Source organism: Pseudomonas oryzihabitans (assembly GCF_006384975.1).
Classification (GTDB): Bacteria; Pseudomonadota; Gammaproteobacteria; order Pseudomonadales; family Pseudomonadaceae; genus Chryseomonas; species Chryseomonas psychrotolerans_B.
The window spans coordinates 2,473,023-2,488,083 of record NZ_CP021645.1; the positions used below are offsets into that span (position 1 = coordinate 2,473,023).

A 15,061-nucleotide genomic window follows, 5' to 3' on the forward strand; every position below is an offset into this window, starting at 1 on the left:
CCCTTCTGGTAATCCGTCATGAGCGATAATGCCTTTCGCCCGGCGAGCCTGGTGCTCGCCACGGTGGGTCTGTCCCTGGCCACCTTCATGCAGGTGCTCGACACCACCATCGCCAACGTCGCCCTGACCACCATTTCCGGCAACCTCGGGGTCAGTCAGGAACAGGGCACCTGGGTCATCACCGCCTTCGCCGTGAGCAACGCCATCGCCCTGCCCCTGACCGGCTGGATGGCGCGCCGCTTCGGCGAGGTCAAGCTGTTCATGGCCGCCGTGGTGCTGTTCGTCATCACCTCCTTCCTCTGCGGTATCGCCACCTCCATGCCCGAACTGGTGGTATTCCGCGCCATGCAGGGCTTCGTCGCCGGCCCGCTCTACCCCATGGCCCAAACGCTGTTGCTGGCGATCTTCCCGGCGGCCAAACGCGGCATGGCCCTGGCGCTGCTGGCCATGGTGACGGTAGTGGCGCCCATCATCGGCCCCATCGCCGGTGGCTGGATCACCGACAACTACAGCTGGCCGTGGATCTTCTTCATCAATGTGCCCATCGGTATCTTCGCCACCCTGGTGGTCTGGAGCCAACTGGGCAAGAAGCCGGAGAAACTGGTCGCCCAACCCATCGACTACGTGGGGTTGATCCTGCTGGTGATCGGCGTCGGCGTGCTGCAGGTGGTGCTGGACAAGGGCAACGACCTGGACTGGTTCGAATCCAACCTGATCTGCCTGGGCGCGGCCATTTCCGCCATATCCCTGACCGCCCTGGTGATCTGGGAGCTGACCGACAAGCATCCCATCATCAATCTACGGCTGTTCCGCTATCGCAATTTCAGCTTCGGCACCCTGGCGCTGGTGCTGGGCTATTCGGGCTTCTTCGGTATCAACCTGCTGCTGCCCCAATGGCTGCAGACCCAGCTCGGCTACACCCCGGTATGGGCTGGCCTGGCCGCGGCGCCCATCGGCATCCTACCGGTGATCCTGTCACCGCTGGTGGGCAAGTTCGCGCACAAGACCGACCTGCGCCTGCTGGCTGGCGGTTCTTTCCTGGTGATCGGCGCCTCCTGCTTCATGCGGGCGACCTTCAACAACGAGGTGGACTATCGCCACATCGCCGAGGTGCAGACCTTCATGGGCCTGGGCGTGGCGCTGTTCTTCATGCCCACCACCAGCATTCTGCTGTCCAGCCTCAAACCCTCGGAGCTGGCCGATGGCGGCGGCCTGGCGACCTTCCTGCGGGTCCTGGGTGGCAGCTTCGCCTCGTCGCTGACCACCTGGATCTGGCAGCGCCGCGCCATCCACCACCACGCCCAATTGACCGAGGACGTGACCGCCTACAGCCCGGCTACCCAACATTACCTGGACGCGCTCGGCGGCCCGTCGCAACACGCCTATGCCCAGATCGACAAGGTCGTGGAGAGCCAGGCCTATATGCTGTCGACGATAGACTACTTCACCCTGCTCGGCTGGACCTTCATGGGCCTGTTCCTGATCATCTGGCTGGCCAAGCCGCCCTTCGCCGCCAAGCCGGGGGCTGGCGGCGGCGATCACTGATCAGGGCGTGGTGTTCTGGGTCTGCAAGTAATCGGCGATGTCGCGCAAATCCTCGGCATCGCCGATGCCCCAGAATCTCATCTTGGTACCCGGCACCTGCTGCTCGGGATCACGCAGGAAGGCCTCCAAGGCCTTGCGATCCCAGGCGAAGCCAGCGCTACGCATGGCTTCGGAATAGCTGTAGCCCGGCAGGCTGCCCGCCTGGCGACCGAAGAGATCGTTGAGCTGCGGGCCGAAGCCGGACTGGGCATTGGGCCCTACGGAATGGCAGTTGTGGCAGCGGCGCAGGAAGAGATTACGGCCGTTGTCGGCATCGGCCCAGGCCAGCTCTCCACTTAGCAGCGTCAACAGGCCCAGCCCGGCCAACGTCTTCATCGCTGGCATTTGCGGCAGTAGACGCTCGCGCGTTGGCCCAGGCGGATCTCTTGCAGCCCGGTACCACACACCTTGCAGAATTCGCCCTTGCGGCCGTAGACGAACAACTCCTGCTTGAAATAGCCGGGTGCGCCATCGCCCCCGATGAAGTCGCGCAGGGTGGTACCGCCGCTCTCGATGGAGCGCGCCAGCACTTTCTTGATCTCCTCGGCCAGGCGGTCGTAGCGTGCCCGCGAGATGCTGCCGGCGGCGCGGCGGGGATCGATACCGGCCGCGAACAATGCCTCGGCGGCGTAGATGTTGCCCACCCCCACCACCACGGCGTTGTCCATGATGAAGGGCTTGACCGCCATGCTGCGTCCACGCGACAGCTCGAACAGTCGGCCGCCGTCGAAGGCGTCGGTCAGGGGCTCGGGGCCCAGCTTGCTGAGCAGCACATGGGCATGGGGGTCCTGGGTCCAGAGCAAGGCGCCGAAACGCCGGGGATCGGTGTAGCGCAGCGACAGCCCGGACTCCAGCTCGATGTCGACATGCTCATGCTTGGCCGGCGGCTGATCCGCCGGCACCAGCCGCAGACTGCCGGACATGCCCAGGTGGCCGATCAGGGTGCCGCTCTCGGCACGGATCAGCAGGTACTTGGCGCGCCGCTCCACGGCCTCGATGCGCTGGCCGGAGAGACGGACGTCCAGGTCCTCGGGCACCGGCCAGCGCAGGCGGGCGTCACGGACGATGACCCGACATACACGCTGACCGACGACATGGGGCTCGATGCCCCGGCGGGTGGTTTCGACTTCAGGTAGTTCGGGCATGGAGATCCAGGAGAGCTACGGATGCACTAGTAATTGATCCGACCGCTGCCCATTTCAAGGATGGTCTCCTTGAGCGACTCGAAGTCGTACTCGGACAGCCCGACATGATCCAGCACCCGGGAGGCGATGGCCGTCCACTCGTGGTCCTCGTCCTGGCCACCGAGGGCGCGATAGCAGCCGCAGATGTGCTCGGCCATCTTCAGCAGAGCCAACAGATTCTTGATCTGGACATCGGTGGTAGCCCCTTCGTCGAACACAGACTGGACATTGTGATGATTGGCGATGGCCTGGCCGACAGCTTCCGGCAGGCGCCAGGAGCGGGAGATGAAATAGCCCACCACGGAGTGGTTGGTGTTGAACAACCGATTCTCCACGTCCACCACCCGCACCTGCTCGCTCACGCTGGCATAGGCTTCTTCCAGCACCGACATGTAGTTGGGGAAGCGCTTGAGCATCAGCGGGATGCCACAATTGTGGAACAGCCCCAGAGCATAGGCCTCGTCGGGAGTCGGGTAGCCGGTCTTCTTGGCCAGACTCAGGCAGGTCTCGGCCACGTCCTGGGCGGTGTCCCAGAAGCGGTTGAGGGTGACGATGGTCTCGTCGCTGAGTTCACCCTTGATCGACTGGGCGTTGATCAGATTGATCACTGACTGGCTACCCAGCAGATTGACTGCCCGCTGGATGGAGGTGACCCGGTTGCTCAGGCCGAAGTACGGCGAATTGACCAACTTGAGCAGCGCCCCGGACAGCCCCGGATCCTGACCGATCAGTCGCGCGATGACCTTGAGATCAGGGTTCGGCATGATCTGTTCGAGCTGCAGATCCACCATGATCTGCGGTTGCGGGGGAATGCTGATGCCTTGCAGAGCCTGACGGATCTGCACCTCGGTCAGCGAGGGGGAGGTTGGGGACATGAAAGCTACTCTGCGATGGATGTCGCAAATTTACTCTTCGCCGCTTGGGGATGCCATCGGGCGCAATGAAGGAACTTCGTATAGCTCACATGAGCCGGATCTATGAGCGCTGGCAAAAGGCTAGCCCATCCGAATTCCAAACGAGGTACCTGCACCATGGCTACATCCCTGAACGGCAAGAAAATCGCCATCCTGGTCACCGATGGCTTCGAACAGGCCGAACTCACCGGCCCCAAGCAGGCCCTGGAACAGGCGGGTGCCCAGACCCACATCATTTCCGCCGAAGCCGGTCAGGTGCAGGGCTGGAACCACACCGATCCGGCCGACAGCTTCCCGGTGGACCTGACCTTCGATGCCGCCAACGCCGGTGACTACGATGCCGTGCTGTTGCCCGGGGGCGTGGTCAACGCCGATACCATCCGTACCGATGCCAAGGCCCAGCAACTGACCAAGCAGATAGCCGACGCGGGCAAGCCGGTCGCCGTCATCTGCCATGGCGCCTGGCTGCTGATCTCCGCCGGCCTGGTGCAGGGCAAGACCCTGACCAGTTGGCCATCGCTGACCGACGATCTCAAGAATGCCGGCGCTACCTGGAAGGATCAGGAAGTCATCGTCGATGGCCAATGGGTGAGCAGCCGCAAGCCGGACGACATCCCGGCCTTCAATCGCGAGTTCATCAAGCTGCTGGCGAGCTAGATACCGCTCGGCAACCTCGGAAACCAGGGCACTGCCACACTGCAGTGCCCTGGCCAGGCAGCCAGTCACCTGGTTGCCGAGTGACAGATAGGCTGCTCGGCTACAGACAACCGTTGAGACCGGCGGCAGTCACGCTCACCTTGAGTAGCCGGTAACGATTTGCCTGATTCACTCAAGTATCGCCTCGGTCGCTGCGACTCGATGATTCCTTGGATGCATCGAACTCAGCAAGTGCAACGTGCTGATGACACTTTTTGGAAGAGGTAGTGGCTGTCCGCTAGATTGTTACCGCGGTTTTGCGAAGCGCTTCGTTTGGATGCTAGATATCGCGATAGCCAATGAAGCTCGTTGGGGTACGCTATTCGGACTTATATCACCACCATGCAAGGATGCATGCAATGCCCTACCGAAGCCCCGATCTAGAGATGATGGAGCAGAAACCCTTGCTCGAACTGGAGCGCGAGGTCGAGCGACGTCGACGCAACGTCGAGTCGAATCGCCGTTGGGTGAAGCATCAGCTCTACCGCCTTGCCAAGCAGCAAGAGGATCTGGAAACGCTGGAAGCCTTGCTCGAGCGCAAGCGAGCACTCGGTCGCTGACGGACCTCGCCTCGCGACCTAAAACAGATTCCGCGTGCCACCGCTAAAGCCGCGGCATCCCTCTCGCTCTTCTTGCGGGCAAACCCCCTGTTCGATTGCCCACCTTTTCGAATCTGCGGTGCGCGGATCCCCTACTGCGAGAAGGCTCGGCCTGTGTCCTTCGCTCGGCCAGACAGCAACTGGACCGCAACTTGTCCGAAGCGTCAAAAAGACTGGCACTTTGATCTCACAAGACTGAACTTGTGGCAAAGTGCCAGGGTCTTAACGAATGCCCCCAAAGCACTTTTAGCCCGCCCTGCCCGGCGGGCTTTCTTTTGCCTGGCGTTTGGCTCAGGCCTGAAAATCGCCTTGCAGATCGACCAGATGACGTTCGATATCGGCCAGGCGCTGGCCTTGGTCGCTCAACTCCAACCAGTCCAGCTTGAGCCCGACCTCGAACGGCAGTAGATAGGCCAACTGATAGCCCAGCGCTTGCCTATCGGCGACTTCTCCACCCATGCCCAGGCTGGCGACCATGGGATGTTGCGCCAGGGCGATGAGCAAGGCCACCAGATCGGCGTCCGTATCGCGCAAGGGCTGGGGCGCGGCCTCGGCCAGCCACTCCACCTCGCCCACCACCAGATGATCGGGCTGCTCTTCCTGGCTCAGCAGACGAAAACGACGTCCACCTTCGATGCGGATACCCAGCAGGCCATTGCTCTGCTGCTGCCAGTCGCGAATCAGCGCCTCACAGCCATAGGCACCCAGCCGATTGGGCGCCGCGCCGGTCTCCCGGCCTTCGAGGATGGTGACCACGCCAAAGCTGCTGCCCTGCTTGAGGCAGCGACCGAGCATGTCGAGGTAACGGGCTTCGAACAGCTGCAGATCTAGGCGGCAGCCGGGAAACAGGGTGGTGTTCAACGGAAACAGGGGTAGCGTCATGAAACCTCCGAGGCCTGATAGCCTTTTAACAGGCTCTAAGGGTCCTGCGATGGGATCACCGGACGCCACGAACATTCCCCGCGCGGCGACGCGCGGGGGCTGTCAGGTCAGAAGCGGTAGACCTCGGCACCGGTGCGGATGGGGACCACGGCCGGCAGGGTCGGCCGGGCCTGGGCCTCTTCCACGGGTTGCTTGGGCTCCTTGCGGGCCACGTCGCTGGAACGCCGACTGCGCTGGGCCACCTTGGTCAGATCCGTGGCGAGACGCCCGGCCAACTGTTGCAGCAACTCACTCTGCGCCCTGACTTGGGCAGCGCGATCACCGGCATGGCGAGCCTGCACGTGGATGACCTGATTATCCAGTAGCTTGCCCTGGGCATCGCGCAGCTGCCAGCTGGCATCCAGGGTAGCGGGTGTGCGGTCACCGGCATCCAGGCGGGTCACGTTGAGTTCGAGGCGATACTGCGGCGCGAAGCCCTCCGGCTGCTCACCGACCACCACCCGGCCGCTGTTCAGGCGGCTGGCGAGCTGGCGTTGCAGCAGCTGGCGGATGTTGGCATTGAGCGGACCCGCCCAGTGATCGCCGGTAGTGGCCAGGCTACCGTCCGGCTGCCGCTCCAGCAGCACGTCGCGCTGCAGATAGTCGGCCAGCTGCAGGCTTTCGAGCCAGACCGCGAGACCGCGATCCGCACTGGCCGGTGCCTTGGCATTGCCGCCATCGAGCTGATAGTAGTGGGTGGGGCCGAGGCTGGCACAACCACCCAGGCCGGCCAGCCCAGCCACGAGCGCCAGCCTGGCGAGACACATCCGTTTCATCGAGGCTCTCTCTCGACGGGCACCGAGGCCCGGCGAGTCCTGGTCGAAAAAATCGGGCCTATGCTAGCGGCTGGCCGCAGGCGGCTCAAGTTTCCACCTGCAGCGAGTCCACCCGCTGGAAGCCACGCGGCAGCTTGTTGCCTCGCCGGCCGCGCTCGGCGCGGTAGTGCTCCAGGTCACTGCCCTTGAGGGTATAGGGCCGCTTGCCGGCCTGCAGGGTCAAGGAGGCGCCCGCCGGGACCACGGCCAGGTCGACCACGTATTCCTCGCGCTTGGCGACCCGCTCGCCGGGGATGGAGATCAGCTTGTTGCCCTTGCCCTTGGCCAGCTGCGGCAGCTCGCCGATGGCGAACACCAGCAGGCGACCCTCGTTGGTGACCACCGCGATGGAACTGTCCTCCAGGGAGGCTACCGGCTTGGGCGGCAGCACCTTGGCGCCGTTGGGCAGGCTGATCAGCGCCTTACCGGCCTTGTTCTTGGCCTGCAGATCCTCGCCCTTGACCACGAAGCCGTAACCGGCGTCCGAGGCCAGCACATAGAGGCCGTTGTCGTCCGGCAGGAGCAGGCATTCGAAGCTGGCGCCCGGCGGCGGCGTCAGGCGGCCGGTGAGCGGCTCGCCCTGCCCCCGCGCCGATGGCAGCGAGTGGGCCGCCACCGAATAGCTGCGCCCGGTGGAGTCGATGAACACGGCGAACTGGTTGGAACGGCCCAGGGCCGCCGCCTTGAAGCCGTCGCCGGCCTTGTAGGACAGTCCGGTCGCATCGACGTCGTGACCCTTGGCCTGGCGGACCCAGCCCTTCTCGGAGAGCACCACGGTCACCGGTTCGGTGGGCATCAGTTCGGTTTCCGACAGGGCCTTGGCTTCGGCACGCTCGACGATGGGCGAGCGACGGTCGTCGCCATAGGTCTCGGCGTCCTTGATCAGCTCGTCGCGGACCAGGTTGCGCAGCTTCTTGTCGCTGCCCAGCAGGGTCTGCAGGCGCTTCTGCTCCTTGAGCAGCTCGGCCTGTTCGCCGCGGATCTTCATCTCTTCCAGCCGCGCCAGCTGGCGCAGGCGGGTTTCCAGGATGTAGTCGGCCTGTTCCTCGGAGAGTTCGAAGCGGGCCATCAGCGCCTGCTTGGGATGCTCCTCGGTACGGATGATGTGGATCACCTCGTCCAGGTTGAGGAAGGCGATCAGCAGGCCATCCAGCAGGTGCAGGCGGCGCTCGACCTTATCCAGGCGGAATTGCAGGCGGCGGCGCACCGTGCCGATGCGATAGATCAGCCACTCCTGGAGGATCTGCCGGAGGTCCTTGACCTGGGGCTTGCCGTCCAGGCCGATGACGTTGAGGTTGACCCGGTAGCTGGATTCGAGATCGGTGGTGGCGAACAGGTGCTGCATCAGCTCGTCGGCATCGATGCGGTTGGAGCGCGGCACGATGACGATGCGGGTCGGGTTCTCGTGGTCCGACTCGTCGCGCAGGTCGGCCACCAGGGGCAGCTTCTTGGCCTGCATCTGGGCAGCGATCTGCTCCAATACCTTGGAGCCAGAAACCTGGTGCGGCAGCGCGGTGATGACCACGTCGCCGTCCTCGCGGCGATAGACGGCGCGCATGCGCACCGAACCGCGGCCGGTCTCGTAGATCTTGCGCAGGTCGGCGCGCGGCGTGACGATCTCGGCCTCGGTGGGGAAGTCCGGTCCGGGCACGTGTTCGAGCAGCTCGGGAATGCCGGCGATGGGATCGTCCAGCAGGCGCACGCAGGCGGCCGCCACCTCGCGCAGGTTGTGCGGCGGGATGTCGGTGGCCATGCCCACGGCGATGCCGGTGGTGCCGTTGAGCAGCAGGTTGGGCAGCCGTGCCGGCAGTACCGCCGGCTCGTTCAGGGTACCGTCGAAGTTGGGTACCCAGTCCACGGTGCCCTGCCCCAGTTCGCTGAGCAGCACCTCGGAATAGCGCGACAGCCGCGCCTCGGTATAACGCATGGCGGCGAAGGACTTGGGATCGTCCGGGGCGCCCCAGTTGCCCTGACCATCCACCAGCGGATAGCGGTAGGAGAACGGCTGGGCCATGAGCACCATGGCTTCGTAGCAGGCCGAGTCGCCGTGGGGGTGGTATTTACCGAGGACGTCACCGACGGTCCGCGCGGACTTCTTGTGCTTGGCGTCGGCGTCCAGGCCCAGTTCGCTCATGGCGTAGACGATACGCCGCTGGACCGGCTTGAGGCCGTCGCCGATATGCGGCAGGGCGCGGTCCATGATCACGTACATGGAGTAGTTCAGGTACGCCTGCTCGGTGAAGTCGGCCAGCGAGCGGCGTTCGACGCCGTCCAGGCTCAGGTCGAGGGGTGCACTCATGGGAATCCTTTGGTGTTACGTCGGTAATCGGGGTGCCTTGCCTTATCGCGGCCATGGGCCGCTCCTACAGAGACCGTAGGAGCGGCCCATGGCCGCGATAAATACGGCCAGGTCGGGATTTCAGATCAGCACTTCCGCGCGGTCGCCCTTGGATTCCAGCCAGCTCTTGCGGTCGCCGGATCTCTTCTTGGCCAGCAGCATGTCCATCATCTCGAGGGTGCCGGGCACGTCCTCCAGGGTCAGCTGCACCAGGCGCCGGGTGTTGGGGTCCATGGTGGTCTCGCGCAGCTGCAGCGGATTCATCTCGCCGAGGCCCTTGAAGCGGGTGACCTGGGGCTTGCCGCGCTTCTTCTCCGCCGCCAGGCGATCGAGGATGCCATCGCGCTCGGCTTCGTCGAGGGCGTAGTGGACTTCCTTGCCGAGGTCGATGCGGTACAGCGGCGGCATGGCTACATAGACGTGGCCGGCATCCACCAGCGGACGGAAGTGCTGCACGAACAGGGCGCACAGCAGGGTTGCGATGTGCAGGCCGTCGGAGTCGGCGTCGGCGAGGATGCAGATCTTGCCGTATCTCAGGCCGCTCAGGTCGGCGCTGCCCGGATCGATGCCGATGGCCACGGCGATGTCGTGCACCTCCTGGCTGCCCAGCACCTCGCTGCCGTCCACTTCCCAGGTATTCAGGATCTTGCCGCGTAGCGGCATGATGGCCTGGAATTCCTTGCTACGCGCCTGCTTGGCGCTGCCGCCGGCGGAGTCACCCTCCACCAGGAACAGCTCGGATCTCATCGGGTCCTGGCCGGCGCAATCGGCCAGCTTGCCGGGCAGTGCCGGGCCCTGGGTGATCTTCTTGCGCTCGACCTTCTTGCCCGCCTTGAGGCGGCGGCCGGCATTGTTGATGGCCAGCTCGGCGATCTGCTGACCCAGCTCCGGATGGGCATTGAGCCAGAGGCTGAAGGCGTCCTTGACCACCCCGGCGACGAAGGCGGCCGCCTCGCGGGAGGACAGCCGCTCCTTGGTCTGGCCGGAGAATTGCGGCTCCTGCATCTTCATCGAGAGGACGAAGGCGATGCGCTCCCAGACGTCTTCCGGGGCCAGCTTGAGGCCGCGCGGCAAGAGGTTGCGGAATTCGCAGAATTCGCGGATGGCATCCAGCAGGCCCTGGCGCAGGCCGTTCACATGGGTGCCGCCCTGGGCGGTGGGAATCAGGTTGACGTAGCTTTCCTGCACCGACTCGCCGCCCTCGGGCAGCCAGAACAGCGCCCAGTCCACCGCTTCCCGGGCAGACGCCAGGCTGCCGTGGAAGGGCGCTTCGGGCAGCCGCAGGGCGTCGCCCACGGTGTCCACCAGGTAGGATCTCAGGCCGTCTTCGTAATGCCATTCGATACGCTCGCCGCTGGCTTCGTCGTGGAAGCTCACGGCGAGGCCCGGGCAGAGCACCGCCTTGGCCTTGAGCACGTGCTTCAGGCGACTGACGGAAAACTTGGGCGAATCGAAGTACTTGGGGTCCGGCCAGAAATGCACGCTGGTGCCGGTATTGCGCTTGCCGACGCTGCCGACCACCGCCAGTTCGCTGGCCTTGAAGCCGTCGGCGAAGGCCATGGCGTATTCGTTGCCGTCGCGCTTGACGCGCACCTCGACCCGGGTCGACAGGGCATTCACCACCGAGATGCCCACGCCGTGCAGGCCGCCGGAGAACTGGTAATTCTTGTTGGAGAACTTGCCGCCGGCGTGCAGCTTGGTGAGGATCAGCTCGACGCCGGAGACGCCCTCTTCCGGGTGAATGTCCACCGGCATGCCGCGGCCATCGTCGATCACTTCGAGGGAGTTGTCGGCGTGCAGGATCACCTGCACCGCGCGGGCATGGCCGGCCAGGGCCTCGTCCACGCTGTTGTCGATGACTTCCTGGGCCAGGTGGTTGGGCCGCGAGGTGTCGGTGTACATGCCGGGGCGCTTGCGCACCGGGTCGAGTCCGGAGAGGACTTCGATGGCGTCGGCGTTGTAGGCGTTTTGCGTGGCCATGGGGTCTCTATTCGAAGGTGTTGAAATCCAGCTCGCGCCAGAGCGCCGGGTCGAAGCCGGCCAGCTCCAGCAGCAACGGCAGCTGGCGATGGAAGCCCTGGAAGCCATGGTCGCCGCCCTGCTCGATGCGCAGGGTACAGGCACCGTAGTAGCGTTCGGCATCCCGGTAATCGAGGGTCTCGTCGCCGGTCTGCAGCCAGACGTGGATGCGCTCGGGGTCCGCCGGTGCCGCGACTTCCAGTGCCCGCAAGGCCTCGACGTGGGCCTCGGTCAGGGTCCAGGTCTCGCCGCTGTAGTGGTTGCGCTGGGGGCCCAGGTAATGCTCCATGAAGCGCCAGGGGCGCACCGCCGGGTTGATCAGCACGGCCTTGAGCCCGTGGCGCTCGGCGAGGACGGTGGCATAGTAGCCGCCCAGGGAGCTGCCGACCAGCAAGGGCGCGTCCAGCGCGGCCAGCTCGCGCTCCAGCAGCGCGCAGGCGGCGCCGGCATCGTTGGGCAGCGCCGGCGCGCGCAGCCAGTCTGCCAGGCCGAGGTGGCTCATGCAGGCGGTGAGCTGGCGCGCCTTGAAGGAAGCGGGAGAACTGTTGAAGCCATGGATGTAGAGGATCGACGGCATCGGGCCGCTCCTACTGGATAAAAAAACAGGTATAGGGTAACCCGTTTCGACCCCCGTCACCAAGGTCGACGACCGGCGTACAGCCTCAGTAGCCTGCCGCCTCGTGGTCCACGGTGAACTCATGCTGTTGCAGTCGCGAGACACCGGTTTCCAGTTCACCATCGGGCAGCAGCCGCAGCCAGCGATAACCGGGAGCCTGGTCGCCCGCCTTGAAGTCCTGGCTGCCCGGCTCGAATTGCAAGCCCGTGGAAGGCGACGCCAGCAGGCGCACGCCGTTGCGCACCTGATCGAATTCCTGGTGGATATGCCCCCAGAGCACCACCTTGACCTGGGGATGGCGATCCAGCACGGCGAACAGCTCGTCCGGACGATGCAGACCGAGGGGCTCCATCCAGTCGCAGCCCACCGGCACCGGATGGTGGTGCAGGCAGATCAGCGCTGGCCGTTCGGGCGCGGCGCTCAGGGCCTGGTCCAGGGCCTCGAGCTGGGTCTGCTCCAACTCGCCGAACACGCAGCCGCGCACGGTGCTGTCGAGCAGGATCAGGCGCCAGGCCCCCAGGTCGGTGACCATCTCGAGGAAATCGCGATTGCCACAGGCCTTGGCCATGGGCGCGTTCTCGTCATGGTTGCCCGCCAGCCAGCGCATGGGGGCCGCGAGGGGGCCGGTCAGTTCGCAGAATCTTTGGTAGGAGGCGACCGAGCCATCCTGGGAGAGGTCACCGCTGGCCAGCAACAGATCGATGCGTGGCTGCTCCGCCACCACCTGAGCCACGACCTGCCGCAGACTGGCGGCGGTATCGATACCCAACAACTTGCCATCGGCACGGGCGAACAGATGACTGTCGGTCAACTGGACGACGAGGGGAGCGTTGACACTATCCGGCAGACTCACCGAAGCCTCCTAGGCATAAGGGAACAACGAGCGCAGGCAGGGTGCAGAAAAGTTCCCGGGAACTTGCGTGCACAGTTCACATTTTCGCAGCTTGATTATCGCGACGGAAGATGCGCCTGTCAGCGTTGCGCTGTGGTGCTCACCGTTGCAGGATCGGCTCGGCCTCGTGGCCACAGGCGAGGCAGTGGCTCAGCCACTCGCCAAGGAACAAATTAAGCTGACTTTTTTCGTCCGGCTGATGCATCGCCTGGTTCGGATAGGGATAGCGTCCGAGCAGGTGGCGAGAGTTGCCCGCCGAGACCACTTCCGCCATGCGCGCATCGTGGTACACCCGGACTTCGAGTTCCGGTACCGGCAGCCAGGGTAGCCCCAGTTCCTGGCGGACCCGCAGCGCCGTCGTGTAGGGACAGGCTTCGGTGACTTCGAGCGCGAGCACCCCCAGCGGGCGCTCGCCTTGTGACAGCATGACGCGACGCGAAACCATGGCTTCGCGCATCTTGGGCAGAAGCCGCATCAGCCGCACGTAGTTGGCCTCGCACGCGGCCTGCAGGCCCGGCAGGTCAACTCGATAGCGATCTCGCAGTTTCAGCCCCATAACCCTCTTACCTCGGCGCGATTGAGCGCCAGCCATTGCAGGGCGATGATCGCCGCTGCGTTGTTGATTCGACCGTCGCGGAGCCCGGCCAGTGCCTCATCCAACGACCAGACATGCACGCGAATGTCTTCGCCCTCCTCTTCCAGGCCATGGACGCCACCGGCGTCCGCCGTGCTGCAGCGACCCAGGTAAAGATAGACCTGTTCGTTGCTGCCGCCGGGCGAGGGGAAGTAGGTGGAGATAGGCCAGAGCGATTGCAAGGTCAGCCCGGCTTCTTCTTCGGCTTCCCGATGAGCGACCGTCTCAATCGCCTCGCCCTGCTTGTCCACCAAGCCCGCCACCGGCTCAAGCAGCCAGGGATGAGCGGTCTTTTCCATGACGCCGACGCGAAACTGCTCGATCAGCACCACCTCGTCGCGCACGGCATCATAGGGCAGCACGCAGACGGCGTCGGGACGCACGAAGACCTCACGTTCCAGCTCGGGGCCGAGGCCGCCGGAGAATTGCCGATGGCGCAGCCGGAAACGGGCCATCCGGTAGAAGCCCTGGAAGCAGATCTCGCGACTCAGGATCTCGACGGCGGGCGCCTGGGATTCGTTGGCTTGGTTCATGGGCGCTCCAGCGCTGGTGAAAGGTAATCAGATCATCCTAGCGCGCCGCTTGCACTCGTGCAGCCCCCGGCGGGACAAGTCGCGAAACGGGCAACAAGCCAGGAATCCTTTGCCCAGCCCTGGCAAACTTATGGGGCCAGACGGGTTCGAAAGCCGTCGCCCCCTGTTTCGACCTCAAGGTTTCAACGACAAGGAATCTCATGCGTATCCGCCCGCTCCTCTTGCTCGCCGCCCTGATGCTCGGTGGCTGCCAAAGCGTCTTCGGCCCCAATCTCGACAAACCCCTCACGCCCCGCCACCTGGCCTGGGAGCACAAGCCCGCCGGCTGCCAGGGCGAAGACTGCCCCCTGGTCAACATCGATTACATAGAATTCGGCGAACCGACGCTGGACGCCCTGGTGCAACGCCACCTGCTGGGCCTCGCACGAGCCGAGCCGGGGGCGCCCATTCCCGCCTCCCTGACCAGCTACGAGCGCGATTTCCTGGCCCAGGCCCAGCCACGCTGGAGCAGCTATCTACAGGCTAAGGTGCGCGAGCAGCACGACGGCCTGGTAATCATCGAATTTTCCAGCTACCTGGCCAACGGTGGCGCCCACGGCCTGGCCGGGCGTGACTTCGTCACCTGGGATCGCCACCTCAATCGCGAGATCACCCTGGCCGACATGCTGGTTCCCGGCCAGGAAGGCGCCTTCTGGCAGCTGGCCCAGCTGTCGCGGGAGGCCTGGATGATCAGCAACGGGGTGGACAACGCCGAATTCCGTCAGCAATGGCCGTTCCTCAAGACCGACAACGTCTCCCTGGACTTTGGTGCCCTGACGCTCAAGTACGGCACCGGCAGTATCGCGCCCTACGCCATGGGTCATCCGGAACTGAAGATTCCCTATCCCAAGCTCAACGGCGTTCTCAAACCGGAATACTTCCCCGGTCGCGGCAAGAGCCGCCAGCCGTAGGGTCTGGCGTGTGGAAAACATTAGGCGGTTTTCCACGCCACCCTGTTGAAACATCAGCGGGCACCCCAGTGCCCCGTTTGGCCGGCCGAACGACAGTGTCGAGGAAGCGGGTAAGCGGCAGGGATGCCGCGAGAGGGGCCGAGGGCAAGGACTGCCCTTCGGCCCCGGCCCGCTGGAGCGGCGCTGTCGTAAGGGCATCCGGCGCGAAGCGCAGGACCGGCCAGTCGGGGCGAGCATTTTTGGTTACTTTTTTGCGACTGAAAAAAGTAACCCGCCCGGCGGGGGCGGAACATAAGGTATCCGAAGACATCGTGAATCAGCTGGGCGCCCCCCACCCCAACCCTCCCCCGCACGCGGGAGAGGGGG

The 15,061-nt window shown here is 64.7% G+C and carries 15 protein-coding genes; 4 read left to right on the forward strand and 11 right to left on the reverse strand.

Translation table 11 applies throughout. From position 1 onward, the window contains the following. Positions 1 to 18 precede the first annotated feature (18 nt). Positions 19 to 1,545: a DHA2 family efflux MFS transporter permease subunit gene (locus CCZ28_RS11000; protein WP_140217984.1), complete on the forward strand. Its 1,527-nt coding sequence runs from the start codon at positions 19 to 21 to the stop codon at positions 1,543 to 1,545. Here the strand turns inward: CCZ28_RS11000 and CCZ28_RS11005 are convergent, their stop codons facing one another. The 3 genes from CCZ28_RS11005 to CCZ28_RS11015 are packed head-to-tail and all read right to left on the reverse strand — an operon-like array spanning position 1,546 to position 3,580. Further along, complete coding sequence (locus CCZ28_RS11005) at positions 1,546 to 1,920, reverse strand: c-type cytochrome (RefSeq protein ID WP_140217986.1); 375 nt, start codon at positions 1,918 to 1,920, stop codon at positions 1,546 to 1,548. It lies immediately after the preceding gene. Then, positions 1,917 to 2,729 carry a bifunctional DNA-formamidopyrimidine glycosylase/DNA-(apurinic or apyrimidinic site) lyase gene (mutM, locus tag CCZ28_RS11010; protein WP_140217988.1) on the reverse strand — a complete coding sequence of 271 codons (813 nt, stop codon included), beginning with the start codon at positions 2,727 to 2,729 and terminating at the stop codon, positions 1,917 to 1,919. The genes CCZ28_RS11005 and mutM overlap by 4 nt, the downstream gene beginning before the upstream one ends. A 26-nt stretch (positions 2,730 to 2,755) precedes the next feature. After that, positions 2,756 to 3,580 carry an HDOD domain-containing protein gene (locus CCZ28_RS11015; RefSeq protein ID WP_140221327.1) on the reverse strand — a complete coding sequence of 275 codons (825 nt, stop codon included), beginning with the start codon at positions 3,578 to 3,580 and terminating at the stop codon, positions 2,756 to 2,758. 219 nt (positions 3,581 to 3,799) lie between these two features. On the opposite strand from CCZ28_RS11015, the gene CCZ28_RS11020 reads away from it, so the two are divergent. Together CCZ28_RS11020 and CCZ28_RS11025 are read left to right on the forward strand one after the other, a co-directional pair. Then, a complete protein-coding gene (locus CCZ28_RS11020) occupies positions 3,800 to 4,339 on the forward strand; it encodes a type 1 glutamine amidotransferase domain-containing protein (protein WP_140217990.1) in 540 nt (179 codons plus the stop codon). A 398-nt stretch (positions 4,340 to 4,737) separates the two neighbouring features. Continuing rightward, a complete protein-coding gene (locus CCZ28_RS11025) occupies positions 4,738 to 4,938 on the forward strand; it encodes a hypothetical protein (protein ID WP_140217992.1) in 201 nt (66 codons plus the stop codon). 330 nt (positions 4,939 to 5,268) lie between these two features. Here the strand turns inward: CCZ28_RS11025 and CCZ28_RS11030 are convergent, their stop codons facing one another. From CCZ28_RS11030 to CCZ28_RS11065, 8 genes are all read right to left on the reverse strand, one after another. Beyond that, positions 5,269 to 5,859: an LON peptidase substrate-binding domain-containing protein gene (locus tag CCZ28_RS11030; RefSeq protein WP_140217994.1), complete on the reverse strand. Its 591-nt coding sequence runs from the start codon at positions 5,857 to 5,859 to the stop codon at positions 5,269 to 5,271. 107 nt (positions 5,860 to 5,966) lie between these two features. Continuing rightward, positions 5,967 to 6,674: a PqiC family protein gene (locus CCZ28_RS11035; RefSeq protein WP_140217995.1), complete on the reverse strand. Its 708-nt coding sequence runs from the start codon at positions 6,672 to 6,674 to the stop codon at positions 5,967 to 5,969. A gap of 85 nt (positions 6,675 to 6,759) precedes the next feature. Further along, positions 6,760 to 9,012 (reverse strand): DNA topoisomerase IV subunit A, encoded by a 2,253-nt coding sequence (gene parC, locus CCZ28_RS11040; protein WP_140217997.1) that lies wholly within the window; start codon positions 9,010 to 9,012, stop codon positions 6,760 to 6,762. Between the two features lie 120 nt (positions 9,013 to 9,132). After that, positions 9,133 to 11,031 (reverse strand): DNA topoisomerase IV subunit B, encoded by a 1,899-nt coding sequence (gene parE, locus CCZ28_RS11045; RefSeq protein ID WP_140217999.1) that lies wholly within the window; start codon positions 11,029 to 11,031, stop codon positions 9,133 to 9,135. Positions 11,032 to 11,038: 7 nt separating this feature from the next. Then, positions 11,039 to 11,647: a YqiA/YcfP family alpha/beta fold hydrolase gene (locus CCZ28_RS11050; protein WP_140218001.1), complete on the reverse strand. Its 609-nt coding sequence runs from the start codon at positions 11,645 to 11,647 to the stop codon at positions 11,039 to 11,041. Positions 11,648 to 11,732: 85 nt separating this feature from the next. Beyond that, a complete protein-coding gene (gene cpdA, locus CCZ28_RS11055) occupies positions 11,733 to 12,539 on the reverse strand; it encodes a 3',5'-cyclic-AMP phosphodiesterase (protein WP_140218003.1) in 807 nt (268 codons plus the stop codon). 139 nt (positions 12,540 to 12,678) lie between these two features. Next, complete coding sequence (locus tag CCZ28_RS11060; RefSeq protein ID WP_140218005.1) at positions 12,679 to 13,134, reverse strand: DUF1249 domain-containing protein; 456 nt, start codon at positions 13,132 to 13,134, stop codon at positions 12,679 to 12,681. Beyond that, positions 13,125 to 13,745, reverse strand: a complete 621-nt coding sequence (locus tag CCZ28_RS11065) for an NUDIX domain-containing protein (protein WP_140218007.1) — start codon at positions 13,743 to 13,745, stop codon at positions 13,125 to 13,127. The genes CCZ28_RS11060 and CCZ28_RS11065 overlap by 10 nt, the downstream gene beginning before the upstream one ends. Before the next feature lie 200 nt (positions 13,746 to 13,945). Here CCZ28_RS11065 and CCZ28_RS11070 point away from each other — a divergent pair, with 200 nt between their 5' ends. Then, positions 13,946 to 14,695: an RsiV family protein gene (locus tag CCZ28_RS11070; RefSeq protein ID WP_140218009.1), complete on the forward strand. Its 750-nt coding sequence runs from the start codon at positions 13,946 to 13,948 to the stop codon at positions 14,693 to 14,695. Positions 14,696 to 15,061: the final 366 nt, after the last annotated feature.

What these genes read in the sequence shown, in the direction of transcription:
- CCZ28_RS11000 (WP_140217984.1), top strand. Translation starts at nt 19, where the DNA reads ATGAGCGATAATGCCTTTCGCCCGGCGAGCCTGGTGCTCGCCACGGTG.
- CCZ28_RS11005 (WP_140217986.1), bottom strand. Translation starts at nt 1,920, where the DNA reads ATGAAGACGTTGGCCGGGCTGGGCCTGTTGACGCTGCTAAGTGGAGAG.
- mutM (WP_140217988.1), bottom strand. Translation starts at nt 2,729, where the DNA reads ATGCCCGAACTACCTGAAGTCGAAACCACCCGCCGGGGCATCGAGCCC.
- CCZ28_RS11020 (WP_140217990.1), top strand. Translation starts at nt 3,800, where the DNA reads ATGGCTACATCCCTGAACGGCAAGAAAATCGCCATCCTGGTCACCGAT.
- CCZ28_RS11025 (WP_140217992.1), top strand. Translation starts at nt 4,738, where the DNA reads ATGCCCTACCGAAGCCCCGATCTAGAGATGATGGAGCAGAAACCCTTG.
- CCZ28_RS11030 (WP_140217994.1), bottom strand. Translation starts at nt 5,859, where the DNA reads ATGACGCTACCCCTGTTTCCGTTGAACACCACCCTGTTTCCCGGCTGC.
- CCZ28_RS11035 (WP_140217995.1), bottom strand. Translation starts at nt 6,674, where the DNA reads ATGAAACGGATGTGTCTCGCCAGGCTGGCGCTCGTGGCTGGGCTGGCC.
- parC (WP_140217997.1), bottom strand. Translation starts at nt 9,012, where the DNA reads ATGAGTGCACCCCTCGACCTGAGCCTGGACGGCGTCGAACGCCGCTCG.
- parE (WP_140217999.1), bottom strand. Translation starts at nt 11,031, where the DNA reads ATGGCCACGCAAAACGCCTACAACGCCGACGCCATCGAAGTCCTCTCC.
- CCZ28_RS11050 (WP_140218001.1), bottom strand. Translation starts at nt 11,647, where the DNA reads ATGCCGTCGATCCTCTACATCCATGGCTTCAACAGTTCTCCCGCTTCC.
- CCZ28_RS11060 (WP_140218005.1), bottom strand. Translation starts at nt 13,134, where the DNA reads ATGGGGCTGAAACTGCGAGATCGCTATCGAGTTGACCTGCCGGGCCTG.
- CCZ28_RS11065 (WP_140218007.1), bottom strand. Translation starts at nt 13,745, where the DNA reads ATGAACCAAGCCAACGAATCCCAGGCGCCCGCCGTCGAGATCCTGAGT.
- CCZ28_RS11070 (WP_140218009.1), top strand. Translation starts at nt 13,946, where the DNA reads ATGCGTATCCGCCCGCTCCTCTTGCTCGCCGCCCTGATGCTCGGTGGC.